Source organism: Paenibacillus sp. V4I7, from assembly GCF_030817275.1.
Taxonomy (GTDB): Bacteria; Bacillota; Bacilli; order Paenibacillales; family NBRC-103111; genus Paenibacillus_E.
In genome coordinates this window covers 7,209,603-7,235,461 of the sequence record NZ_JAUSZD010000002.1, presented here as the reverse complement: position 1 = coordinate 7,235,461, position 25,859 = coordinate 7,209,603, and the positions used below count along the sequence as shown (strand labels likewise).

The following is a 25,859-nucleotide window of genomic DNA, read 5'->3' as shown; positions in this document are numbered from 1 at the left end:
CATGTTTATTCATTTGGGTGGAGAGAAAATTATTAGGGCATCCGAACTAGTTGCTATTTTCGATATCTCGATAGAGAAATCTTCCAAAATATCGAAACAATTCATACAGCAAGCATTAAAAGATAAAAAAACAGAGCAAATCGGCGAAGAAGATTGCAAATCACTCGTTGTTACGAAGAGTAAAGTGTATTATTCTCCAATTTCCTCTACCACGCTCAAGAAAAGAGCACATCAATTGTTAACGAATTAACCTTTTCTCCCCACATAAGAAAGTATAAGATTTCGGCATTCCGAAAACTGCTTTCTTGTTGGCGAATATACGTCCTCTAAGCGCGGTCGCTCATTTTCGAATGACTACGATAGAGGTTTCTCTCACTATAAAAAAGCAGGTGAAGAATAACATGTCTGTGAATCAAAATGCGTACGATGACAGTCAGATTCAGGTTCTGGAAGGTTTAGAGGCCGTTCGCAAAAGACCGGGGATGTACATTGGTTCAACCAGTGCCCGCGGACTTCATCATCTCGTATGGGAAGTTGTGGACAACAGTATCGATGAAGCTTTGGCCGGCTACTGTACAAAGATAGACGTCATCGTTCATAAGAATAATAGTGTTACCGTTATCGATAATGGCCGTGGAATCCCTGTCGGTGAAAATGCTAAGTTAAAAAGACCGACGCTCGAAGTTGTTCTAACGGTTCTTCATGCCGGTGGTAAGTTCGGTGGAGATGATTCCGGCTATAAAGTATCGGGTGGTCTACATGGTGTAGGTATCTCTGTTGTAAATGCGTTGTCTGAGCTGCTGACGGTTCAAGTTAAGCGTGATGGCAAAATTCATGAACAAGAGTATCGCCGCGGCGCGCCTCAGTACGACGTGAAGGTCATTGGCGAAACCGAAGAAACAGGGACACAAGTTACGTTTCAACCAGATCCGGAGATCTTCAAGGAAACGACGGAGTATGACTATGATATTCTCCAATCTAGAATTCGCGAGCTCGCTTTCTTGAATAAAGGAATCGAGATTAATTTAATTGATGAGCGTACGGACACGATCAATACACATCGATACGAGGGTGGGATTGTTTCCTTCGTTCAGCATTTGAACCGTAACCGTGAAGTCGTCAATGAAATGCCAATCTATGTGGAAGGCTCCAAGGATAATATCTCCATCGAGATTGCCCTTCAGTACAACGATAGCTATACCGAAAATATTTACTCCTTCGCGAATAACATCAATACACATGAGGGCGGTACTCACGAGTCCGGTTTTAAAAGCGCGCTAACGCGGATCTTGAATGACTATGCCCGCAAAAGTAATTCGTTGAAAGAAAGTGACTCCAACCTATCTGGGGATGATGTGCGCGAAGGTCTTGCTGCCATTATTTCCGTGAAAATTCCAGAGCCTCAATTTGAGGGTCAAACGAAGACTAAACTAGGAAATAGTGAAGTCCGTGGTATTGTAGAATCTCTATTTGCCGAGAAGCTGCAAGAATTTATGGAAGAGAATCCTGCTATTGCGAAGAAGATTCTTGAAAAGGGAATTCAAGCGGCAAGAGCTAGAGAAGCTGCGCGAAAAGCGAGAGAATTGACTCGTCGTAAAAGCGCACTGGAAGTAAGCGCGCTGCCAGGTAAACTAGCAGATTGCTCATCCAAGGATGCTTCTATTAGTGAGATTTACATCGTAGAAGGTGACTCTGCAGGCGGATCAGCTAAACAAGGACGTGATCGTCACTTCCAAGCTATTCTTCCACTTCGCGGAAAAATTTTGAATGTAGAGAAAGCTAGATTAGATCGTATTCTATCCAATACGGAAATTCGTGCGATGATTACAGCCTTTGGTACAGGGATAAGTGACGATTTCGATATCGCTAAGGCCCGTTATCACAAAATTATTATCATGACCGATGCTGACGTTGACGGAGCACATATTCGTACGCTCCTGCTTACTTTCTTCTACAGGTACATGAAAAAATTAATCGAAACCGGTTATGTGTATATTGCACAACCGCCACTTTTCAAGCTCGAAAGAAATAAAACGGTTCGCTATGCGTATAACGAAAAGCAAAGAGAAGCCATCATGCAGGAGTTTGGTGAAGGCGCCAAAGTCAATGTGCAGCGTTACAAAGGACTTGGCGAGATGAATCCAGAACAATTGTGGGAAACGACGATGGATCCGGAAAGCCGTACATTCCTTCAAGTAACGATCGAAGATGCGATTGAAGCAGATACGCTCTTTGATTCATTGATGGGAGATAACGTAGAACCTAGAAGAGATTTCATCGAGGAACATGCGAAGTACGTGAAAAATCTAGATATCTAAACGTCCTAGACGTTGCTAACGATGTAAGCTTTCAGGAGGAACATTCATGAGCGAAGAATTACATTCGCAAGTCAAAGAAATTGACATTTCTACCGAAATGCGTACATCTTTCTTAGACTATGCGATGAGTATCATTGTCAGTCGTGCACTGCCAGATGTAAGAGACGGTCTGAAGCCTGTTCATCGTCGTATCTTGTTTGCGATGTCAGAACTAGGCATGTCTCCAGATAAACCACATAAGAAATCGGCGAGAATCGTTGGCGAAGTTATCGGTAAGTACCATCCGCATGGAGACACTGCGGTATATGAGACGATGGTTCGAATGGCGCAAGATTTCTCACTTCGCTATATGCTGGTAGATGGTCATGGTAACTTTGGATCGATCGACGGTGATATGGCAGCGGCCATGCGTTATACCGAAGCTCGTTTGTCTAAGATCGCGATGGAACTTCTTCGTGATATTAACAGAGAGACAATTGACTATAAACCAAACTATGATGGCGAAGAACATGAACCGGTTGTTCTCCCTTCACGTTTTCCGAACTTGCTTGTGAACGGAAGCTCCGGGATTGCGGTAGGGATGGCTACGAATATTCCTCCTCATAACCTTCGTGAGGTTATCGAAGGCATCCAAATGATGATTGAAAATCCGGATATTACACCTCTTGAATTGATGCAAGCTATCAAGGGACCGGATTTCCCAACAGCTGGCTTTATCCTAGGCCGTGAGGGGATTAGACAAGCCTATCAAACAGGCAGAGGTTCTGTTACGATGCGCGCTAGAACCGTTATTGAAGAAAACAATAATAAAGCTAGAATCATTGTTAACGAGCTGCCTTATCAAGTGAATAAAGCTAGATTAGTTGAGAAAATTGCGGAACTTGTTCGGGAGAAAAAGATTGATGGTATCACGGATCTTCGAGATGAATCCGACCGTAACGGTATGCGCGTTGTCATCGAGCTTCGTCGCGACGTCAATCCGCATGTCGTTCTGAATAACTTGTTTAAACATACGGCCATGCAATCAAACTTCGGTATTATTATGCTCGCACTCGTCAACGGCGAACCAAGAGTTCTAAATCTTCGCGAGATGCTGCATTATTACCTCAAGCATCAGCAAGAAGTCATTCGCCGTAGAACTGAGTTTGATCTGCGCAAAGCGGAAGCGCGCGCGCACATTTTAGAAGGTTTGCGCATCGCACTTGATCACTTGGATCAAGTTATTGCCTTGATTCGTGCTTCCCGTACAACGGAAGAAGCTAGAGAAGGGCTCATGACTACGTTTAATTTGAGCCTCGATCAAGCTCAAGCTATTCTTGACATGCGTTTACAGCGTTTAACTGGCTTAGAACGTGAGAAAATCGAAGCTGAGTATGCCGAACTTATGAAGAAAATCGCAGAACTTAAAGCGATTCTTGCTGATGAGAATCTGATTCTAGCCATCATTAGCGAAGAATTGAATGAAATTAAAGAGAAATTCGGCGATGAGCGACGTTCCGAAATTACGGTTGGTGAGGAAAGCATCGAAGATGAAGACCTCATCCCGCGTGAAGATGTCGTTATCACGATTACGCATACGGGTTACATTAAGCGTCTTCCTGTTACGACGTATCGGAACCAGAAGCGTGGAGGACGTGGCATTGTCGGAATGGATACCAAGGACAATGACTTCGTCGAACACTTATTCGTAACGAATACGCATCATTATCTGATGTTCTTTACGAATAAAGGTAAGGTGTATCGTCTGAAAGCTTATGAGATTCCGGATTTGAGCCGGACGGCTCGTGGAACACCAATCATTAACTTAATCCAGATCGAGCAAGGTGAGACGGTTAATGCGGTGATTCCGGTAGAAAGCTTCGAAACGGAGCAATATTTATTCTTTGCAACGAAGCAAGGTGTTGTGAAGAAAACCCCGATTGACGATTATTCAAACATTCGTAAGGGTGGCTTAATCGCTATTAATTTACGGGAAGATGATGATCTCATTGGTGTTAAACTGACTGACGGTAACCAAGGTATTATTATGGGAACCAAGCTCGGCATGTCCATCCATTTCCCAGAACAAGATGTTCGTTCCATGGGTAGATCTGCTACTGGAGTTAAAGGGATACACCTGGATCCAGAAGATTCGGTTATTGATATGGACGTTGTCCATGAAGATAATAGTGTACTCATTGTAACGACCAAAGGCTTTGGTAAGAGAACGCCTGTTTCTGAGTATCGGATCCAGTCACGCGGTGGTAAAGGGATTAAGACCTTGAACGTCACGGATAAGAACGGCCCTATTGTCGGTCTTAAAGTGGTGCAAAATGATGAGGATCTTATGATTATTACAGCATCGGGTACGGTAATTCGTACAAGTATGGACGGGATTTCTATGATGGGTCGTAACACGCAGGGTGTACGCTTAATCAATATTCGTGAAGACGACGAAGTTGGAACCTTAGCTCGCGTGCAGAAAAATGAAGAGCAAAGCGAGAATGAGGAAGACGGCGATTGGGAAGAAACAGAAATAACTGAAACAGAAGAAGAATAAAATGTCGGGATGGGGCTTACAAACCCATCCCTTTTACTTTACAATAAGAAGTATAAGAAAAACTAAGGTGAGTGAATGATTGTGCCGACAGTAGCCGTTTCTCAATTAAAATATGGTGAAAGATTAGGCGATAACGTAATAACGAAATTGGGAAATGTACTTTTCAATAAAGGAAAAGTCATTAGTGAAAGAGAGATTGAGATTCTAAAAGCGTTTCTCATTTCATCTGTCTATATTGAGTCTAAGAATGGTGTAGAATCCGAAGCCACGAGTGAAGAAACGAAACTTAATGAAGTTGCAACCGTTCATCCTTTTTATATGGAATATCAGAATATGTTGAAGCTGCTTAAACGCGTCTTTTATCTCGCTAATGGTGGACAACCGTTTCCCATTTTAGATCTTCGAAACGGTCTTGAAGCACTCATTCAACATATTGACGCTTATAAAGTACTTACCTTCACACCGAAAAATCGCAGTTTGCAAGATTACATATATCACAAAAGTATTCAAGTCAGCTTAACCTCTTATTCACTAGCTAGATGGCATGGTCTTCCTCAGAAAGATCTGATGCAAATAGCGTTAGCCGGTCTTTTACATGACATTGGTATATCCAAAGTTGATCCAGCCATTCTTGAGAAGAAGAGTTCCCTAACAGCATCTGAAATGGATGAGATTAAACAACACACGTTAATCGGGTATCAGATTCTTAAAAATATTTCCGGTATTAACGAAGGTGTCAAATTAACGGCCATTCAGCATCATGAACGTGAGGATGGATCGGGTTATCCTTTAGGAGTTAAAGGTGACAAGATTCACATGTATGCCAAAATAGTAGCAATTGCTGATATATATAACGCTATGACCAATGAGCGTTATTATAAAACGGCTGTATCGCCGTATGTAGTACTAGAGCAGCTCTTCACAGAATCATTCGGTAAAGTAGATCCAACCCTGGTTCAAGTATTTATGAACAAGTCCACACAAATAAGCAATGGAACCATCGTAAAACTAAGCGATAACCGTGTAGGTGAGATTATATTCTCCGATCGCTCGCATCCTACCAGACCTTGGATTAATGTTAATGGAACCATCGTAAATTTAACATTAGAAAGAAGCCTATTCATTCAAGATGTTATTGGTCATATTTAAAAGCCATAGAGAGTAATGTTAACCCCCTACTGCAGGGGGCTTTCTTATTATTAAGAAATGATTAAGAAAAGCTTGCATTCTGCTTTTAGATTTGTTATATTACTCCTTGTCGCTTTGGCGGTCGAACGAAAGAACGAAAGAAAATTAAAAAAAGTTCTTGCAATCGAATAGGCTGATGTGGTATATTAATTAAGTCGCCTTTGAGGGGCGAAGGATTAAAATGAAAGAAATTGATCTTTGAAAACTGAACAACGAGTGAGTAAGCACGAACGAGAAATCGTTCAAAAAGAGATTGCAAAATCTCGCTAGCAAGTCAATGAGCATTTCAGCTTTCATATAGTTTTACTATTATGGAGAGTTTGATCCTGGCTCAGGACGAACGCTGGCGGCGTGCCTAATACATGCAAGTCGAGCGGATTTATCCTTCGGGATAAGTTAGCGGCGGACGGGTGAGTAACACGTAGGTAACCTGCCTATAAGATCGGGATAACTATCGGAAACGATAGCTAAGACCGGATAACTGGTTTTCTCGCATGAGAGAATCATGAAACACGGAGCAATCTGTGGCTTATAGATGGGCCTGCGGCGCATTAGCTAGTTGGTAGGGTAACGGCCTACCAAGGCGACGATGCGTAGCCGACCTGAGAGGGTGAACGGCCACACTGGGACTGAGACACGGCCCAGACTCCTACGGGAGGCAGCAGTAGGGAATCTTCCGCAATGGACGCAAGTCTGACGGAGCAACGCCGCGTGAGTGATGAAGGTTTTCGGATCGTAAAGCTCTGTTGCCCTAGACGAACAGCAAGGAGAGTAACTGCTCTTTGTGTGACGGTATAGGAGAAGAAAGCCCCGGCTAACTACGTGCCAGCAGCCGCGGTAATACGTAGGGGGCAAGCGTTGTCCGGAATTATTGGGCGTAAAGCGCGCGCAGGCGGTCAATTAAGTTGGGTGTTTAAGCCCGGGGCTCAACCCCGGTTCGCATCCAAAACTGGTTGACTTGAGTGTAGGAGAGGAAAGTGGAATTCCACGTGTAGCGGTGAAATGCGTAGAGATGTGGAGGAACACCAGTGGCGAAGGCGACTTTCTGGCCTATAACTGACGCTGAGGCGCGAAAGCGTGGGGAGCAAACAGGATTAGATACCCTGGTAGTCCACGCCGTAAACGATGCATACTAGGTGTTGGGGATTCGATTCCTCGGTGCCGAAGTTAACACAGTAAGTATGCCGCCTGGGGAGTACGCTCGCAAGAGTGAAACTCAAAGGAATTGACGGGGACCCGCACAAGCAGTGGAGTATGTGGTTTAATTCGAAGCAACGCGAAGAACCTTACCAGGTCTTGACATCCCGATGTAACACCTAGAGATAGGTGCCCTCTTCGGAGCATTGGAGACAGGTGGTGCATGGTTGTCGTCAGCTCGTGTCGTGAGATGTTGGGTTAAGTCCCGCAACGAGCGCAACCCTTGATCTTAGTTGCCAGCACTTTGGGTGGGCACTCTAAGATGACTGCCGGTGACAAACCGGAGGAAGGTGGGGATGACGTCAAATCATCATGCCCCTTATGACCTGGGCTACACACGTACTACAATGGTCGGTACAACGGGAAGCGAAGCCGCGAGGTGGAGCCAATCCTTATAAGCCGATCTCAGTTCGGATTGCAGGCTGCAACTCGCCTGCATGAAGTCGGAATTGCTAGTAATCGCGGATCAGCATGCCGCGGTGAATACGTTCCCGGGTCTTGTACACACCGCCCGTCACACCACGAGAGTTTACAACACCCGAAGTCGGTGGGGTAACCCGCAAGGGAGCCAGCCGCCGAAGGTGGGGTAGATGATTGGGGTGAAGTCGTAACAAGGTAGCCGTATCGGAAGGTGCGGCTGGATCACCTCCTTTCTATGGAGACTCGGATCTGATAGATCCAGTCAAGTGCGAAAGCACAAATCGCTTACTCACTCGTGTTCAGTTTTGAAAGAGCAATCTTTCAAAAGCATTACAGTTGTTCCTTGAAAACTAGATAACGAAACAAAACGTAAAGTAAGAACTTAGGTTGTGTAGTTTTCGGACTATACAAAAAAACTTTAAAGTTTTTTCTAGGTTAAGCTAGAAAGAGCACACGGAGGATGCCTAGGCACTAGGAGCCGAAGAAGGACGTGGCGAACGACGAAATGCCTCGGGGAGCCGTAAGCAGGCTTTGATCCGGGGATGTCCGAATGGGGGAACCCAGCTGTGGTAATGCGCAGTTACTCTATTGTGAATACATAGCAATAGTAGAGGCATACCCAGGGAACTGAAACATCTAAGTACCTGGAGGAAAAGAAAACAAAAGTGATTCCGTCAGTAGCGGCGAGCGAAAGCGGAATAGCCCAAACCAAGGAGCTTGCTCCTTGGGGTTGTAGGACCTCGTTATGGGGTTAGTTCGGTAGGCGAAGTGATCTGGAAAGGTCCGGCATAGAAGGTAAAAGCCCTGTAGCCAAAATCGAACGAAACCCCTAGAGGTATCCTGAGTACGGCGGGTCACGTGAAACCCCGTCGGAATCCGGCAGGACCATCTGCCAAGGCTAAATACTCCCTAGTGACCGATAGTGAAGCAGTACCGTGAGGGAAAGGTGAAAAGCACCGCGGAAGCGGAGTGAAAAAGAACCTGAAACCGTGTGCTTACAAGAAGTCAGAGCCCTCTATATGGGTGATGGCGTGCCTTTTGTAGAATGAACCGGCGAGTTACGTTCCCGTGCGAGGTTAAGTTGAAAAGACGGAGCCGCAGCGAAAGCGAGTCTGAATAGGGCGCTTTAGTACGTGGACGTAGACCCGAAACCGTGTGATCTACCCCTGTCCAGGGTGAAGGTGAGGTAACACTCACTGGAGGCCCGAACCCACGCATGTTGAAAAATGCGGGGATGAGGTGGGGGTAGCGGAGAAATTCCAATCGAACTCGGAGATAGCTGGTTCTCCCCGAAATAGCTTTAGGGCTAGCCTCGGATGTTGAGTTGTGGAGGTAAAGCACTGATTGGGTGCGGGGCCCGCCAAGGGTTACCAAGTCCAGTCAAACTCTGAATGCCACAAACTTAAATCCGGGAGTCAGACAGTGAGTGCTAAGATCCATTGTCAAAAGGGAAACAGCCCAGACCATCAGCTAAGGTCCCCAAGTGTGTGTTAAGTGGGAAAGGATGTGGAGTTGCACAGACAACCAGGATGTTGGCTTAGAAGCAGCCACCATTGAAAGAGTGCGTAATAGCTCACTGGTCGAGTGACTCTGCGCCGAAAATGTAACGGGGCTAAACACGCCACCGAAGCTATGGCTTGCACTTTAGTGCATGGGTAGGGGAGCGTTGTATGTACGTTGAATTCTGACCGTAAGGACAGGTGGAGCGCATACAAGTGAGAATGCCGGTATAAGTAACGAAAAGATCAGTGAGAATCTGATCCGCCGAAAACCTAAGGGTTCCTGAGGAAGGCTCGTCCGCTCAGGGTAAGTCGGGACCTAAGGCGAGGCCGAAAGGCGTAGTCGATGGACAACAGGTGGAAATTCCTGTACCACCGTAGCCGTTATGAGCGATGGAGTGACGCAGAAGGATAGTGACGCGAGCTGATGGATGCTCGTCCAAGCAGTGAGGCTGATGTGTAGGCAAATCCGCACATCGTAAGGCTGGGCTGTGATGGGGAGGGAAATTTAAGTACCGAAGGTCATGAGTTCACACTGCCAAGAAAAGCTTCTAGCCAGGCGAAGGTGCCCGTACCGCAAACCGACACAGGTGGGTGAGAAGAGAATTCTAAGGCGCGCGGAAGAACTCTCGTTAAGGAACTCGGCAAAATGACCCCGTAACTTCGGGAGAAGGGGTGCCTCGGTAGGGTGAATAGCCCGAGGGGGCCGCAGTGAAAAGGCCCAAGCGACTGTTTAGCAAAAACACAGGTCTGTGCGAAGCCGCAAGGCGAAGTATACGGGCTGACGCCTGCCCGGTGCTGGAAGGTTAAGAGGAGTGGTTAGGGCGCAAGCCCGAAGCTATGAATTGAAGCCCCAGTAAACGGCGGCCGTAACTATAACGGTCCTAAGGTAGCGAAATTCCTTGTCAGGTAAATTCTGACCCGCACGAATGGCGTAACGACTTGGGCGCTGTCTCAACGAGAGATCCGGTGAAATTTTAATACCTGTGAAGATGCAGGTTACCCGCGACAAGACGGAAAGACCCCATGGAGCTTTACTGCAGCTTGATATTGGACTTTGGTACGATCTGTACAGGATAGGTGGGAGCCTTTGAAGCCTGAGCGCCAGCTTGGGTGGAGGCATCGTTGGGATACCACCCTGATCGTATCGGAGTTCTAACCTGGTACCGTAATCCGGTATGGGGACAGTGTCAGGTGGGCAGTTTGACTGGGGCGGTCGCCTCCTAAAATGTAACGGAGGCGTTTAAAGGTTCCCTCAGAATGGTTGGAAATCATTCGCAGAGTGCAAAGGCATAAGGGAGCTTGACTGCGAGACCTACAAGTCGAGCAGGGACGAAAGTCGGACTTAGTGATCCGGTGGTACCGAATGGAAGGGCCATCGCTCAACGGATAAAAGCTACCCTGGGGATAACAGGCTTATCTCCCCCAAGAGTCCACATCGACGGGGAGGTTTGGCACCTCGATGTCGGCTCATCGCATCCTGGGGCTGAAGTAGGTCCCAAGGGTTGGGCTGTTCGCCCATTAAAGCGGTACGCGAGCTGGGTTCAGAACGTCGTGAGACAGTTCGGTCCCTATCTGTCGCGGGCGTAGGAAATTTGAGAGGAGCTGTCCTTAGTACGAGAGGACCGGGATGGACGTACCGCTGGTGTACCAGTTGTCTCGCCAGAGGCATCGCTGGGTAGCTATGTACGGAGGGGATAAGCGCTGAAAGCATCTAAGCGCGAAGCCCCCCTCAAGATGAGATTTCCCAGTATGTAAGACCCCTTGTAGACGACGAGGTTGATAGGTTCGAGGTGGAAGTGCAGCAATGCATGCAGCTGACGAATACTAATCGGTCGAGGGCTTAACCAAAATTCCTAAGTAATCTTACTTTACGCAAGTTTCGTATCTAGTTTTCAAGGCGCAAACCACGCTTTGACTGTTTGGTGATGATGGCGGAGGGGACCCACGCGTTCCCATCTCGAACACGACCGTTAAGCCCTCCAGCGTCGATGGTACTTGAACCGCAGGGTTCTGGGAGAGTAGAACGTTGCCAAGCACAAGATAAAGAGTCTTTTTGGAAGAAATTCCAGAAAGACTCTTTTTTTACATCAGTACAAAACGACATATTAAACCATACTAGCCCTATGAGGAGGGATTGGTATGGGTGCATCGATATACAGGAGATATTTGGGTGTTTTACTTCTTGGTTTCTTTTTGATACAGATGGTAAGTGGCTGCTCCGCGAAGATGGACTCGATCAAGGATGGTACAGATCCGCTCGGCGCTTTAAACAATTTAGGAAAGACATTGCCTATCTCAAGCAATGAAGAGAAGCTACTGTCATTAGATGACGTCAAGAACACGCCTCAAAAACCCACTAAGCAGATTGTAAAAGGGATTTACGTATCTGCCTGGTCAGCGGTAGGTAATAAATTTGAGCAGCTGGTTGACCTTGTGGATCAAACTGATCTGAATGCGATGGTTATCGATGTTAAGAACGATTCGGGACAAGTTACATATCCGTCAGCGATTCCTTTGGTGAATGAGATAGGGGCTAATAGCCATGTTATTATTCGTGATTTGAAAGCCAAGCTTCTAAGATTAAAGGAGAAGCACATATATACGATTGCGCGAGTCGTTGTTTTTAAAGATCCATATTTAAGCATGAAAAAAAGTAATTATGCGATGATGACTCAAGCGGGTAACGTGTGGAAGGATAGTAAAGGAACGGCTTGGGTTGACCCCTATAAGGAAGAAGTGTGGGATTATAACATTCAAGTTGCTAAGGAAGCAGCTTTATTAGGTTTTGATGAAATCCAGTTTGATTATGTGAGATTTCCTGAGAACGGCAAGAAAGTGGATCAGGAGGTCAAATTCGACAACCCTAATAAATGGACCAAAGCACAGGTAATCGAGAATTTCCTCAAGAAAGCCAAAGAACAAATTGGTGAAAGAACTTATTTATCTGCCGATGTCTTTGGATTAACAACTTCGTCTGATAATGATATGGGTATTGGACAAGATTGGTCGATGATCAGTAAGCAGGTGCATTATATTTCACCTATGTTGTATCCCTCTCATTATTCTAGCGGTGTATATGGGATTAAGAATCCTGATTTACAACCTTATGCGGTTATTCGTAAAGCAATCAGCGATGCAAATGGGAAGAACCAACTTTTACTGAAATCAGATAGCCAAATTGCGGAAATTAGACCGTGGTATCAAGATTTTACAGCCACTTGGGTGAAACCACATAAGAAATATGGGGCTATTGATGTTATGGAGCAAATTAAGGCGGCAAGGGAGCAAGGCGTGGAACAATTTTTGTTGTGGAACTCGAGCAGCACCTATTCGTATCGTTAACGGAATTGACTTATTCGGGCAGAAGGTTATCCGGTAGACTTGTCCTTTTCCTTGACACGAAAAATAGGCTTTTGTTAAGATTGCAATCATAAACAAAACGAATGAGAAGATTCATTCGAATAAAGCTTTCTTTCATAGAGAGCTCTAAGGAGGAATACGTGTTGTGAGGGAAGACAAGTTTGGTAAGGAAGGCTTAACGTTTGATGATGTATTGTTGGTGCCGAGAAAGTCTGAAGTGTTCGGTAAGGAGATCGACGTTTCTACCGTACTCGCGCCTCACGTGAAATTAAATATCCCGTTTATTAGCTCTGCTATGGATACTGTTACGGAATCTGCGCTTGCGATTGCAATGGCACGAGAAGGCGGTATCGGGATTATTCATAAGAATATGCCGATTGAGCTTCAAGCTGAGCATGTTGACCGTGTTAAGAGATCAGAGAGTGGCGTTATCACGAATCCTTTCTCACTAACACCCGAGCATCATGTTTATGACGCGGAAGAGTTGATGGCGAAATACCGTATATCTGGTGTACCGATTGTGAATGAAGCGAACAAGCTGGTGGGGATTTTAACGAACCGCGACCTGCGCTTTGTACATGATTATTCCATCAAAATCAAAGAAGTAATGACTCAGGAAGATTTGGTTACGGCTCCTGTGGGGACCACACTTCAACAAGCAGAAGGCATTCTTCAAAAACATAAAATTGAGAAATTGCCTTTGGTCGATGAGAATTTTGAGCTTAAAGGTTTAATCACTATTAAGGATATTGAGAAGGCCATTCAGTTCCCTAACTCCGCTAAGGATGCACAGGGTCGTTTACTCGCAGGCGCAGCTGTAGGTGTTTCTAAGGACGTTATGGAGAGAGCTGCAGCTCTTGTTAAAGCGGGCATTGACGTGATTGTCGTAGATTCTGCGCATGGTCATCACATTAATATCGCAGAAACCGTGAAAAAGCTTAGATCACAATATCCGGAACTGCCAATCATCGCAGGAAATGTAGCTACAGGTGACGGTACACGTGACCTCATTAAGGCTGGAGCATCCATGGTGAAGGTAGGAATTGGTCCTGGATCCATTTGTACAACAAGGGTTATTGCAGGGATTGGTGTTCCTCAGATTACAGCTATTTATGATTGTGCGCAAGCTGCAGCAGAGTTTGGCGTTCCTATTATCGCAGATGGCGGTATTAAGTACTCCGGTGATGTTGTCAAAGCGATCGCGGCCGGGGCTAGTGCGGTTATGATCGGTAGTCTTTTTGCTGGAACGGATGAGAGTCCTGGTGAATCGGAAATTTTCCAAGGGCGTAAATTCAAGGTGTATCGGGGTATGGGCTCATTAGGGGCGATGAAGGAAGGCAGCAAGGACCGTTATTTCCAAGAGAACGAGAGCAAGCTTGTTCCTGAGGGTATAGAGGGCCGTGTCGCTTATAAAGGGCCAATGGCGGATACAGTGTATCAACTAGTGGGCGGTCTACGTTCAGGTATGGGGTACTGTGGTGCTCGCAATATTCAAGAACTTATTAATGATACCCAGTTTATTCGAATTACGGGTGCAGGTTTAAAAGAAAGTCATCCGCATGATATTCAAATTACCAAAGAAGCACCTAATTACTCGTTATAATTGTCACAATATGGATGAATTTGGAGGCGTGGGAAATGAACCTACGTCTTCTTTTTTTTGTCTAATGTGGTGTGGTACAATATAACGTATTATTACATCATTAGGAGAGTGAAATTGTGAGATTTTTAAGTTTTACAAAGAAAAAGGTTGCTTTGGTGTTAGGTGTCAGTTTAATTGCTCAATCCTTACTTTTACATATACAACCAGCATATGCCGAGGATACCAAAGCACCAGCAACCACGACTGCACCAGCAGCCTCAACAGCACCAACGCCTGCACTCAATGAACCTAAACCAGTAGCTAAATCTGCGATTATTATGGAAGCGAGCACAGGAGCTGTGCTCTATGAATTAAATGCCGATGAAGCTTTCCCACCAGCAAGTATGGCCAAAATGATGACCGAGTATCTGGCTTTGGAGAGTATTAAAGAAGGTAAATTCAAATGGGATTCGCCAGTGACTGCAAGCAAAAATGCTGCGGACGTGATTGGGTCTGGACAACTGATTGCGGAAAATGAAACCCTGACTTTCAAAGATATGTTTAATGCGATGTCGATCTATTCTGCGAATGACGCTTCCGTGGCTTTTGCTGAATTGCTAGGAGGTACGGAAGAGAATTTTGCGAAGATGATGAACGAGAAAGCCAAACAACTAGGTATGTCGGACAAGGCTCATTTCATTAGCGCTACTGGGCTTTCACGTGCCGATCTCAAAAATCCGCCAGCATCTATTGAAGGTGAGACCAAAATGACTGCGCGAGATGCCGGCATTCTTGCCTATAATATCCTTAAGGATCATAAAGAAATTCTTGAATTTACGAAAATCCCAACTTTAAAATTAAGAGCTACAGATAAAACACCAATGATTAATTGGAACTGGATGCTAGAAGGAAATCAGAGCAACACCAATTTGAAAAAGTATGCTTATCAAGGACTGGATGGTTTGAAAACGGGTTCTACCGATGATGCAGGGTACTGTTTTACAGGGACAGCTGAACGAAACGGAATGCGTATTATCACTGTTGTTATGGGTACCAAAACAGAACCGGAACGTTTCAACGAAACGAGAAAGCTGCTCGATTATGGATTCAATAATTTCGAAATAAAACCTTTCCTAAATGCGAAGCAAGAAATAGATTCCTTGAAAATCGTAAACATTAAGAAAGGTGTTCAAACACAAGTGCCTCTAGTGACAAAGACGGGTCTAACGTTCATCGCTCGAAAAGGTGCGAAAGATACAGATTTTAAAATTACGGCAGAGCCGCTTGAAGAGAGCAAGCTCGTAGCACCTATTACGAAGGGCGATACGCTCGGCAAAGTGAAGGTAAGCTACAATGGGCAAGAAAAAACGGTTGATCTAATTGCCAATGATGATGTTCAAAAAGGCAGCTGGATTCGTCTCTTGTTCCGCTCCTTCAAAAACTTCTTCAGCGATATGTTTAAAGGGATTAAAGGCGGCTCCTAGACCAGAAAATGGGTTGTATATTACCCCTCCTTCATGTAAAATAATTGTTTAGAAGATTTACAATCGAATCGTGTAGGAAACTGCATGAAATTGGCATACAAGCTATAGGAGGAAATAAAGAATGGAAACAGGAACTTCCCGCGTTAAAACTGGAATGGCCGAAATGCAAAAAGGCGGCGTCATCATGGACGTTATGAACGCTGAGCAAGCTAAAATCGCAGAAGCAGCTGGTGCATCCGCTATTATGGCGCTTGAGCGCGTTCCCGCTGACATTCGTGCAGCTGGTGGCGTATCCCGTATGGCTGACCCTTCAATTGTTGAAGATGTGATGAGTGTAGTATCCATTCCAGTCATGGCGAAAGCAAGAATTGGACACTTCGTTGAAGCGAAAATTCTTGAATCCCTAGGCGTTGATTATATCGATGAGAGTGAAGTACTTACACCTGCGGATGAAGTATTCCACATCAACAAACGTGATTTCACGGTTCCTTTCGTATGTGGTTGCCGCGATCTTGGTGAAGCTTTGCGTCGTATCGGTGAAGGTGCTTCCATGCTTCGTACCAAAGGTGAGCCAGGAACTGGTAATATCGTAGAAGCTGTTCGTCATATGCGTACAATTCAAGGTCAAATTCGCAAAATCCAAGGGATGTCCAAGGATGAATTGATGTTTGAAGCAAAAACACTTGGCGCTCCGTATGAGTTGCTTCTACAAGTTCACGAAACAGGTAAATTGCCTGTTGTTAACTTCGCAGCTGGTGGTGTTTCCACACCTGCTGACGCAGCGCTTATGATGCACCTTGGTTCTGACGGTGTATTTGTTGGATCTGGTATTTTCAAATCCGATAACCCAGAGAAATTCGCGAAAGCGATTGTTGAAGCTGTAACTCACTACACAGACTATAAATTAATTGCAGAAATCTCCAAAAACCTGGGTGCCCCTATGAAGGGAATCGAAATTTCCAAGCTTCAAGCTTCCGAGCGTATGCAGGAGCGCGGCTGGTAATGACGAAGATCGGAGTTCTCGCGCTGCAAGGCGCGGTAGCAGAGCATATTCGTGGGATCGAGAAGGCTGGCGCTGAAGGCGTCGTTGTCAAACGAACCGAGCAGTTAGCTGATCTTGATGGGATTATTTTACCTGGTGGAGAGAGTACGACAATCGGCAAGTTAATGCGCACCTATGGTTTCATTGATGCGCTTCAGGAATTTTCTGCCGCGGGCAAGCCGATTTTCGGCACCTGCGCGGGGTTGATTGTCATCGCGAAAGAGATCACCGGACAGCCGGAAGCTCACCTTGAGCTGATGGATATCACGGTGGCTCGCAACGCGTTCGGTCGTCAGCGCGAAAGCTTTGAGACGGACTTGCCGATCAAAGGCATCGACGAGAACGTTCGCGCGGTCTTTATTCGAGCCCCACTGATCGAGAAGGTGGGACCTGGGGTAGATGTACTGGCTACGTATGACGGCCAGATTGTCGCAGCACAGCAAGGGCATCTCCTTGCTGCGTCGTTCCACCCAGAGCTGACAGACGACTTTCGTCTGCACAGCTATTTCTTAGACATGGTAAAGCAAAGACAAGCATAATTGATGGTACAAGCACCTTGATATCACCGGATTATAGCCGGTAAAGGTGCTTGCTTCCATATTCTAACCATTTTGCGCTAACGGAGGAATCTCCTTGTTTGATGTAAAGTTACTTCGAAGTGATTTGGCAGCTGTGCAAGCTGCAATGCAAAACCGCGGTAAACAAATTGAAGAGTTGAACGGCTTCACGAAATTAGATTTGAAGCGTAGAGAGCTCTTACAAGAAACTGAGCAGCTCAAAAACCGCCGAAATACAGTATCCCAAGAGGTAGCTGGGCGCAAAAGATCCGGCGAGAATGCGGATGAGCTGATCCAAGAAATGAAAGTCGTCGGAGACCGCATTAAAGAGCTCGATGACGAGATTCGCGTACTGGACGAGTCCTTACAGCAGATCTTGCTCTCCATCCCGAATATGCCCCATCCAAGCGTTCCTGTAGGCCGTACGGAAGAAGAGAATGTGGAACTGCGCCGTGTAGGCGAGATTCCACAATTCGATTACGAAGTGAAGCCGCATTGGGAAGTAGCGCAAGAGCTGGGCATACTGGATTTCGAAGCTGCGGCGAAGGTGACGGGTTCGCGTTTCGTTTTCTACAAAGGGCTTGGCGCAAGGCTGGAGCGAGCACTGATTAACTTCATGATGGACCTGCACAGCGATGAGCATGGTTACGAAGAGATGCTGCCTCCATATATCGTTAACCGCGATAGCTTGACGGGGACCGGACAGCTTCCTAAGTTTGAGGAAGATGTGTTTAAACTGGAGAATTCGGATTATTTCCTTATTCCGACAGCGGAAGTACCGGTAACGAATTATCATCGGGAAGATATTCTCACGAATGAGCAGCTTCCGGTTAATTTTGTTGCTTTCAGTGCATGTTTCCGTTCAGAAGCTGGATCTGCAGGTAGAGATACACGCGGCTTAATCAGACAGCACCAATTCAACAAAATTGAGCTCGTTAAGCTCGTTAAGCCCGAAGACTCCTACGATGAGCTGGAGAAGCTTACAGGGCATGCTGAGCGCGTTCTACAGCTGCTGAGACTGCCTTACCGTGTGTTGTCACTCTGCACAGGGGATATCGGCTTCACGTCGGCTAAGACGTACGATCTGGAAGTATGGCTGCCTAACAGCGGCGCATACCGTGAGATCTCCAGCTGCAGTAACTTCGAAGACTTCCAAGCTCGCAGAGCGAACATCCGCTTCCGCAGAGATGCGAAGGCGAAGCCGGAGTTTGTACATACGCTGAATGGTTCAGGTCTTGCGCTTGGTCGTACGGTGGCTGCGATTCTCGAAAATTACCAGCAAGCTGACGGTTCGATTCAGGTTCCTGAGGTTCTCATTCCTTACATGAACAATGTCAAAGTGATTACAAAAAAATAGCACTTGATTCTCCTATAAGATCTGTGCTACAATGCTTTTTGTCACTGCACAAGGTTGTCTCCCTACTCGGAGACACCTATCGTGGAGAGGTGGTCGAGTGGTTTAAGGCAGCGGTCTTGAAAACCGCCGAGGTCGCAAGGTCTCCGTGGGTTCGAATCCCACCCTCTCCGTAACCATGGTAATACCCCAACCAAGAAGTCATGCGATTCTTTCACGAATCGTGTGGCTTTTTTTGTTGTTTTTTTACATGGATAAAAGACGGGTGGGCTCCGCATTTTATACATGTGGAGGTGTTACCTATGAGCAAAGCTGACAAGCTAACGATTGATCAAGCTGAATTGGTAAATGAGTGGATGACGGTACTCCCGACAACGCTTCAGCCAACCGATCAGGCGCGTGTATGGGCCGATGAGGCCGATCCTCAGGCACTGAGGGTTCATATTATGGCGGCGGGGCATACGGGCTATACAATCGATTTTAAAGTCACCTACGTGGACGACAGAGAGGTTAAGGTTGAACTGACTGATGTGCAGCAGGGCACTACACACATTGATGAAACCAGCGAAATTGTGCAGAATCTGGTGGATGATTACGTTCGCCATATCCATGAATGCGCACAAGCCTTGCAGAGAGTTACACACGCCTAAAGGGTAGAGGAGAGTTCACAATGACCAAACAAAGAGCGGTTGATAAGAATTTACAGAATGTAGCTAAAGATTTTGAGGCTAGCCCTGTTAACAGCCATCAGGCTCAGCAAGCGCAGCAGCAAGTCAATGATCATAGACATCAAGATGCATTAAACCATGATAAGAATAGAGGAGACAAATAAATGTCTAAACCAAAATCATATTCCGCAGGTGATAATCTTATTGAGAATGGATCGGTAAAGAATAGTGATCGCAATAATAGTCCAGAGCCTCTTTCCGGATCTAAGAAAGTGAAGAATCAGAATCACTCCAGGGCTGCTCATGCAGAAGGCCGCGGTCACGAAAACTAAATTTCTCGAAGAAAAAATCTTTACAAAATGTTTAAAATCCACAAAACCGGACATACTATTTTTGTCGGTGAGCAGAGAGGTGTGGTTCCGTTGGAGCAATTAGCGAAAGGGAAACAACCGTTGCATAGAGGACTTTTCTACCTGTTATAATCAGGCTGGAGGGGATGTGCCAAAGACACTTACCGTGTTTTATAAGCAGATTTTCCTAAGGTTTACATGTAACATGGTTTAAAGAAATCATCAACACCGACAAAAAAGAACCCTTAGGGGTTCTTTTTTTCGTCGATTTCTAGATAGTGTTGAGGCATTGGATTGGATGGTTGGTGCGATGGATGAGCATCATCCGTAAATGTCGAAAACGTAGTAACGTGTTGTTTACGGTTCATTAACAAACGTACGCCGCCACCGATCAGCAGCAGGGCTACTATGAGGGTTTGGCTGAAATCCGTAATTAAATACATGTAATTCCTTGCGCTAGGTAGAATTTGATACATAAATTGAACAACAACATCTTTCAAGACATAGTAGCTGCCTAGTAGGATCAAAACCATGCCAATGGGGCGTTGATAAGCCGTCCAATTCTCGATAATCGGTTTATCAATCAGTGTACCATTTTCGTACTTCGTAATGCTCTGCAAGGCATCAAAAAAGCTAAAAAACCAAAGAATCGGGATCAAAAATAAAAACAGAGACAATCGGAGTACATCTAATATATAGATGGAGAAAAGGAAGATCGCCATGAGTTGGACGCCGCGTTTCGTCATAGAGAGGTACAAGTGAGCTGCACCTGGAAAAATGGCGATAATCGTTGCCAATGTCCGATTTTTGCGTCCGTAGTCATCCCCCAAATGGAAGTCTTCGAAAATACTGCGATCTACGAGCTCTAACCCCGATTGTTTATGCCCCTGTTGCTTCAGTGCATCAAACATCGTATAAAACCACAGAACTGGCAAGGCTAACAGAAAGGCAGTAAAGCCTTCGTTATGCGTCATGATGGTGACGAAGAATACTAATATCGCAACCCCAAAGAAGGAAACCATCGCCGTAAGTCCTCTATGCATTAACCCAAGCTGATAATGTCCGAGTCCAGGGATGAAGGAGAGCAGCATAATTTTTGTTTTTTCTTGTTGACCAGCCATTCGAGTGGAATAAGGATTGGCGTCCCACGAAGGCTGCTCTTTCTGCTCATACTGCTCAGACCCGTAAGAGCCAGGCAAGCGATAGGGCTGTGAGCGTAGCAGGAAGATAATCATATCCAGCATATTCACAACCCATGTTAAGGCGGCCAGTAAGGCAAGAAGAACCAGGAAGTCATCCGGGGCGTTTAAAAAAGCGACTCCGATGAAGATAAGGAATAACGATCCAAAGAATCCACCACCGTATAGGAGCCCGCGGAATAAGCGGTTCATATATAGATGACCTGCTCCAGGTAGGAAGGACAGCAGGAAAGCGACTAGGCTGCTTTTATTAGGCATTAAAGGTTTAACCTCCTTGTTTTTATTTATTTTGTAACGTGTCTAGCCACGTCAGTGTTTTATTTAACAATTGGTCCGATATCGGTTTATCTTTTTGTAGGGAGGAAGAGGTATTTATAGAGTTAGCAGGTTTAAATGAACCTACAGTGTCCAATTCCTGCGAAATTCCGTGAAAGAAGCCGGTAGCAACCAGGATGAGTGTAGCCGCTGCCGCAATACCGTAATGCAGCATTGTATAGTGGTACCAAGAGCGCTTAGTTCCTGTTGTACGAGCAATGATGGCATCCACATACCCTTGCGTATCCCTTTCCATGATCGGAAGTACAGTTTCCATTTGTTCCAAACATGTCATATACATCGTCAAGCATTCATCACACTGATATAGGTGAAGCTCCATCCCACTTAAAGTATCGGGTGACAGACGCTCTTCCACATATTGCTTCCACGCTTGTTCATTATAATGGTTCACAAGAATTCCTCCTCCTTCCAATTGTTACGGAGCCACTGCTTGGCTCTATATAGCTTGGATTCTACCGTTTTGACCGTCACCCCATGAGCATTGGCAATATCTTGATACGACTGATGATGAATATAGTAGGCCGTTAATACTTCATGATAGTTGGCAGGGATTTGATGGAGCTTCTTACGCACGAGCTCAGTCGTCTCATTTAACATCACTTCATGTTCCACACCATGCTCAAAATAACGATGAGTACCAGAGGATTGGATGGGTTCCCCCATCTCAGCCGTCATTTCTTCCTTACGCCTGCTGGCCGATCGTTTGAAATCGATAGCCCGGTTCACCGCGATGCGAGTCATCCAAGTTTTCAGACCCTTCATTTGATACTGAGGGAGGGAGAAATAAATCCGGGTCCAAACATCCTGTGATAAATCTTCGGCATCCTTAGCATGACGTACAATGGCATAGATCGTTTGGAACAAATGGTGACGATATGTTGTTACAAGCTCACGGAATGCTGCCTCATCGCCATTCAATATGCGCTTTACGAGTGCTTGTTCCTGAATATGCTTCTCCTCCTCTCCGCATGAATAGACGAAGGTTACCTTCAGTACCCCTGCACGCTTTCAAAAAGAAAAAGAACGAATCTTCAAGATCCGTTCCCCATGTTAAAGTGCTGCAGTAGAACTGCTAGGTTTGACTTGATGTTTAGGAGGCGCACTTCGTACGAACCAATGAGACAGAAGTGCGCTCAATACGCCAAGTACACCCAGCACAATAAATCCCTGATCCAGAGAGAACCAATCTCCGATTATGCCCATAAGAACGGGACCAATGAACATGCCGAGTCCATAAATGGCTTGGAAAAACCCCATTGCCGTCGCCCGCTTATCCGCTGGCATATGTTTAATACTCATCCCCATGAGTACCGTAAAAGAAAGTCCGCGACCAAAGCCTGCAAAAGCCTGTGTAACCATCAGCACCCAAAGGTGATGCGTAAAAGGAATCGTAAACGTAAATATCCCCATAAGAATAAAACCCCATACAATCATGCGCTTTTCCCCGTACCGGACAGCCCATCGCCGCCCGCCAAATAAGGAAGCTAGCGCTACCGGTATGTTGGCAAATAACGAGAGCATCGACAAGGAGAATTTATCAGCACCAAGTTCGATTGCATAAACGGGCGTAAATCCGAAAACCGTTGCGAATATGAGGACTTGCGACAAGATAGCGAGTAAGGACACGAACAGCAGCGTACGGTCAGTCGCAACGTCACCGATACCGCGCATCGTAATTTTAGGCGCATCGAGCTCAACTTTTTCTACAAGGAAAAGTGATCCAATCATACCCATCAAGCCTAGCACAGCTCCCAAAATGAAGACAGCCTCCCAGCCGAAGGAATCTGCCGCCCATCCAGCCGCAAGAATTCCTAGAACCTGCCCAAGTGAATTGAAGAAGGAGATCGTTCCGATCGCTTTCGTTGAATCTTCATGCTTATAGTAACTCGTAAATAATACGGTAAAATCAACCCAGGTTGCCGCGGCTGCGCCTGCCAGTGCTCGGAGAATAAGGATCCATGTGAAATCATGAGTGATCCATAGTCCTAAACCGGTTATAGCCGTAAATAGCAGGCCAAAGGTAATAAATAGCCTCCTCTTATGAAATCGGTCTGACATGATACCTACGGGAATTCGCAGCAGCATTTGGGAGATCCCGTACATACCGACAATCCATCCGGCCAACTGGTGGTTCCCGCCAAGGAATTCTACGTAAGGCGCCATAATGGGAACGCTCGTATACATCGACATCCAGAAGAGAAGTGTGACGATACAGAAGAGCGGAATGCGATAGGAGGATGGAGCTTTGATGCTTGTCATCGAAGTGGAAGCTCCTTTCGAATTAATTCTTGGTTTGAAATGAGGACTAACAAATCTATCGTTTATTATAGAACATCGATTGCGGCAAGGCTATGACTGGATGTTTGCAAAATAAGACAACGAGCGGAAATCGGCTGGATATTCCTTACCGTGCCTCATGATTTCTCTAACAAAAATGGATGATTGATGGAAACAGGTGCGTCTTGTAAATTGAAAGCAGCTGTTGACTGACCGTTTGTACCGACTAGTAGATATAAAAAAAAGGGGATTAATGTATATGACAAAAAAGAAAATGATTGCAACCGTTCTTTTGTTTCTTTGCTTTGCTGGCGTAGTAAATGCTTCAAGTATTCACGGTGAGTTTAATGGTGATCCAATCGTTAACGTTTTGTTTGGAGGAAAAGAGCTTCATGTAGAAGATGTGCCAGCTACTTTACGTGATGGTCGTACCCTAGTGCCACTTTATCTATTGAAACAAACCGGTGCCTCTGTAACGTGGGATTCTGAGAAATATAACGTTGACCTTACTTTCCCTAATCCTACAAAAGACTACGCCAATAGCATTCAGTCATTTAACACGAAAGCCAAAGAACATAGTGCCAAGAATGTTCAACTTATTTACAATGAGCATGGTCCATATATGAAAATAGATCTAGAACTATCCAATGATTCAAATAAAAATAACGATAATATCATCTTTCTATCTAGATTTGTTGCCAATTCACCCGCTGATATGCTGATTGTAAGTACCATACATAATAATAGAGTCATGAGTTTTATTGCAATAAATCGAACGGATGCGGAGGAATTTCTCAAGAACAAAACACCAGAGTTTGATTATATAAAAAAGTGGAGATTCCAGCAGATAAACGATACAACAGACATGTCGACTCCCAATAAGCTACCAGTGGTCCCTACACCAACACCAACTTCTACATTACCTGTTTCAGGACCTATTTGTCGGGAAATTATGACCAATTACGCAAAACAGATGCAAGATGCAGCAGAGTCATACAACGGAAACGGCAGTTCGGACTCCAAAGGGTTTGAGCAATATATCAACAAATTTAAAGAAAGTATGAATGCAGCTTTAAAAAGTAATCATTGCCCCTAACAATAGATCCAATTTAAAGGCAGTGTATTTTCTAAAAAACAATAAACGCCAGGTCAGCGGCTAATAACCGTTACCTGGCGTTTTCTTTGATTTTTGAAAGTATACGCGCCCGAGATGATTCGAACATCCGGCCTACAGTTTAGGAAACTGTTGCTCTATCCTGCTGAGCTACGGGCGCAAGGTAAGAATTATGATAGCACGAAGCCTTTCGTGGCGCAACCTTTTGAATAGGGTGGTTTTTCTTTGGGACAAGGAATGTTCATTTGAATGAAGAATAGGTTAGGGATTAAATTTAATTTCCTTTAATTATTAACGTAGAGGAAAGAACAAAATCAAGATGGCGGATTGAAAAAGACACTGGATGCAGCGGGACTTGCTCAGGTGCAAACGTATTTGCAAACCGGTAATGTCTTGTTTGTGTCGTAGGAGGAGGAGGAACCGCTGCGCCAGCGTATCGAGCAGAAGATCAGCAAAGCCGTAGGTGTTTCACCTTCCGTCATTTTGCGTACGATAAATAAACTGGCTGAGTTGGCAGCGGCGACGCAGAATTAGATGCAGGAACTTCTAAGCTTTACCGCGTAATTTACGGAAAAATTGGGTCAGCATCGTCGAACACTCTTCTTGCAAGACGCCACTAACGACATCGACACGGTGATTGAACCGGTCCTCCTGCAGCAAATTCATGAGCGTTCCGGCGCAGCCAGCCTTCGGATCAATGGTTCCGTAGATAACCTGAGGAATCCGCGATTGGACAATCGCACCCGCACACATCGGACAAGGCTCTAGGGTGACGTAGAGCTGGCAATCCAAAAGCCGCCAGGCTTGCAGATGTTCGCTCGCTTGTTTAATGGCGATCATTTCGGCATGAGCGAGAGGATCTAGGGTTGTTTCACGCAAATTGTAGCCTCGGCCAATGATTTGACCTTGATGGACCACGACCGCTCCAATCGGTACTTCTAGGATGGCTTCGGCTTTGAGAGCCTCTTGAATCGCTTCTTTCATCCAGGGGATATGTTCATCCACAGGGGGACACCTCGCTAATATATTTTTATCCACATGTGCATAACAATCGAACATTCATTCCGTTGTTAACAACCTGTGGATAGGTTTGTGGATAACTTGAAAAGCTGTGGATATTTAATCTTTCTACATTACATACAACAAAAAGAACAGCTATGCAAGGAATTTTGTTGATAATAGCAACTGTGCTAGGTATAATGATAGATATTAGTAGGTCTTTTAGACCATATAGAGCGAGAATAGGTAGAAATAAATAGCAAGGTTCGAAAATGGCAAACTTGTTGAAAAGCAAGGACGCAAAGCTGAGGGTCTACGGTTCTTTGGAACTATGGCAGCCTGGTTACCGAAAATCGATGCTTTCTTGATTAAG

Annotated in this window: 20 protein-coding genes, 2 tRNA genes, 3 rRNA genes and 1 riboswitch; of the genes, 19 read left to right on the top strand and 6 right to left on the bottom strand. The window is 45.4% G+C overall.

Annotation, left to right across the window (positions count from 1 at the left end):
- The first annotated feature begins 1 nt into the window (after position 1).
- The 17 genes from remB to QFZ80_RS33760 all read left to right on the top strand — a co-directional run bounded on the left by remB (position 2) and on the right by QFZ80_RS33760 (position 19,543).
- Complete coding sequence (gene remB, locus QFZ80_RS33840) at positions 2-250, top strand: extracellular matrix regulator RemB (RefSeq protein WP_307551012.1); 249 nt, start codon at positions 2-4, stop codon at positions 248-250.
- A 151-nt stretch (positions 251-401) separates the two neighbouring features.
- Entirely contained in the window at positions 402-2,318 is a 1,917-nt protein-coding gene (gyrB, locus tag QFZ80_RS33835; protein WP_307436812.1) for a DNA topoisomerase (ATP-hydrolyzing) subunit B, read from the top strand.
- Positions 2,319-2,364: 46 nt separating this feature from the next.
- Positions 2,365-4,857: a DNA gyrase subunit A gene (gene gyrA / locus QFZ80_RS33830; protein ID WP_307563089.1), complete on the top strand. Its 2,493-nt coding sequence runs from the start codon at positions 2,365-2,367 to the stop codon at positions 4,855-4,857.
- A gap of 81 nt (positions 4,858-4,938) precedes the next feature.
- Positions 4,939-6,006, top strand: a complete 1,068-nt coding sequence (locus tag QFZ80_RS33825) for an HD-GYP domain-containing protein (RefSeq protein WP_307563088.1) — start codon at positions 4,939-4,941, stop codon at positions 6,004-6,006.
- 347 nt (positions 6,007-6,353) lie between these two features.
- A 16S ribosomal RNA gene (locus tag QFZ80_RS33820) occupies positions 6,354-7,895 on the top strand.
- Between the two features lie 200 nt (positions 7,896-8,095).
- Positions 8,096-11,012 (top strand): 23S ribosomal RNA (locus tag QFZ80_RS33815).
- 70 nt (positions 11,013-11,082) lie between these two features.
- A 5S ribosomal RNA gene (gene rrf, locus QFZ80_RS33810) occupies positions 11,083-11,199 on the top strand.
- Together the 16S, 23S and 5S rRNA genes form the textbook arrangement of a ribosomal RNA operon.
- Before the next feature lie 104 nt (positions 11,200-11,303).
- Positions 11,304-12,506: a putative glycoside hydrolase gene (locus QFZ80_RS33805; protein WP_307551018.1), complete on the top strand. Its 1,203-nt coding sequence runs from the start codon at positions 11,304-11,306 to the stop codon at positions 12,504-12,506.
- A 163-nt stretch (positions 12,507-12,669) separates the two neighbouring features.
- Positions 12,670-14,127, top strand: a complete 1,458-nt coding sequence (gene guaB / locus QFZ80_RS33800; protein WP_307551021.1) for an IMP dehydrogenase — start codon at positions 12,670-12,672, stop codon at positions 14,125-14,127.
- A gap of 116 nt (positions 14,128-14,243) precedes the next feature.
- Positions 14,244-15,590: a D-alanyl-D-alanine carboxypeptidase family protein gene (locus QFZ80_RS33795; protein WP_307563087.1), complete on the top strand. Its 1,347-nt coding sequence runs from the start codon at positions 14,244-14,246 to the stop codon at positions 15,588-15,590.
- Between the two features lie 121 nt (positions 15,591-15,711).
- On the top strand, positions 15,712-16,593 hold the full coding sequence (pdxS, locus tag QFZ80_RS33790; protein WP_307551025.1) for a pyridoxal 5'-phosphate synthase lyase subunit PdxS: 882 nt from the start codon (positions 15,712-15,714) through the stop codon (positions 16,591-16,593).
- Entirely contained in the window at positions 16,593-17,171 is a 579-nt protein-coding gene (pdxT, locus tag QFZ80_RS33785) for a pyridoxal 5'-phosphate synthase glutaminase subunit PdxT (RefSeq protein ID WP_261303411.1), read from the top strand. The genes pdxS and pdxT overlap by 1 nt, the downstream gene beginning before the upstream one ends.
- A 94-nt stretch (positions 17,172-17,265) precedes the next feature.
- Positions 17,266-18,546 (top strand): serine--tRNA ligase, encoded by a 1,281-nt coding sequence (gene serS, locus QFZ80_RS33780; RefSeq protein WP_307551027.1) that lies wholly within the window; start codon positions 17,266-17,268, stop codon positions 18,544-18,546.
- 83 nt (positions 18,547-18,629) lie between these two features.
- Positions 18,630-18,716, top strand: a tRNA-Ser gene (locus QFZ80_RS33775).
- Between the two features lie 129 nt (positions 18,717-18,845).
- Positions 18,846-19,193 carry a hypothetical protein gene (locus QFZ80_RS33770; protein WP_307551029.1) on the top strand — a complete coding sequence of 116 codons (348 nt, stop codon included), beginning with the start codon at positions 18,846-18,848 and terminating at the stop codon, positions 19,191-19,193.
- A 20-nt stretch (positions 19,194-19,213) separates the two neighbouring features.
- The gene (locus QFZ80_RS33765; RefSeq protein WP_307551030.1) at positions 19,214-19,375 is read left to right on the top strand and encodes a hypothetical protein; all 162 of its coding nucleotides are present in this window, start codon (positions 19,214-19,216) and stop codon (positions 19,373-19,375) included.
- Complete coding sequence (locus QFZ80_RS33760; RefSeq protein ID WP_307551031.1) at positions 19,376-19,543, top strand: small acid-soluble spore protein P; 168 nt, start codon at positions 19,376-19,378, stop codon at positions 19,541-19,543. It abuts the gene before it with no gap.
- Between the two features lie 263 nt (positions 19,544-19,806).
- Here QFZ80_RS33760 and QFZ80_RS33755 read toward each other — a convergent pair whose 3' ends face one another.
- From QFZ80_RS33755 to QFZ80_RS33740, 4 genes are all read right to left on the bottom strand, one after another.
- Positions 19,807-21,018, bottom strand: coding sequence for a hypothetical protein (locus QFZ80_RS33755; protein WP_307563086.1), 1,212 nt, complete (start codon positions 21,016-21,018; stop codon positions 19,807-19,809).
- Positions 21,019-21,040: 22 nt separating this feature from the next.
- Positions 21,041-21,487 carry a hypothetical protein gene (locus QFZ80_RS33750; RefSeq protein ID WP_307563085.1) on the bottom strand — a complete coding sequence of 149 codons (447 nt, stop codon included), beginning with the start codon at positions 21,485-21,487 and terminating at the stop codon, positions 21,041-21,043.
- Positions 21,484-22,014 (bottom strand): sigma-70 family RNA polymerase sigma factor, encoded by a 531-nt coding sequence (locus QFZ80_RS33745; RefSeq protein ID WP_307563084.1) that lies wholly within the window; start codon positions 22,012-22,014, stop codon positions 21,484-21,486. The genes QFZ80_RS33750 and QFZ80_RS33745 overlap by 4 nt, the downstream gene beginning before the upstream one ends.
- Before the next feature lie 132 nt (positions 22,015-22,146).
- Positions 22,147-23,355: an MFS transporter gene (locus QFZ80_RS33740; RefSeq protein ID WP_307563082.1), complete on the bottom strand. Its 1,209-nt coding sequence runs from the start codon at positions 23,353-23,355 to the stop codon at positions 22,147-22,149.
- A 277-nt stretch (positions 23,356-23,632) separates the two neighbouring features.
- Here QFZ80_RS33740 and QFZ80_RS33735 point away from each other — a divergent pair, with 277 nt between their 5' ends.
- The gene (locus tag QFZ80_RS33735) at positions 23,633-24,469 is read left to right on the top strand and encodes a stalk domain-containing protein (RefSeq protein ID WP_307563080.1); all 837 of its coding nucleotides are present in this window, start codon (positions 23,633-23,635) and stop codon (positions 24,467-24,469) included.
- Positions 24,470-24,573: 104 nt separating this feature from the next.
- Here QFZ80_RS33735 and QFZ80_RS33730 read toward each other — a convergent pair.
- Positions 24,574-24,647 (bottom strand) — tRNA-Arg (locus QFZ80_RS33730).
- Between the two features lie 167 nt (positions 24,648-24,814).
- Between QFZ80_RS33730 and QFZ80_RS39230 the strand changes: the two genes are divergently transcribed.
- Positions 24,815-24,895 carry a DUF1697 domain-containing protein gene (locus QFZ80_RS39230; protein ID WP_373460450.1) on the top strand — a complete coding sequence of 27 codons (81 nt, stop codon included), beginning with the start codon at positions 24,815-24,817 and terminating at the stop codon, positions 24,893-24,895.
- Between the two features lie 138 nt (positions 24,896-25,033).
- Here QFZ80_RS39230 and tadA read toward each other — a convergent pair whose 3' ends face one another.
- A complete protein-coding gene (gene tadA / locus QFZ80_RS33725) occupies positions 25,034-25,471 on the bottom strand; it encodes a tRNA adenosine(34) deaminase TadA (protein ID WP_307555854.1) in 438 nt (145 codons plus the stop codon).
- Positions 25,472-25,750: 279 nt separating this feature from the next.
- Positions 25,751-25,837: riboswitch (cyclic di-GMP riboswitch) on the top strand.
- The last annotated feature ends 22 nt before the right edge of the window (positions 25,838-25,859 follow it).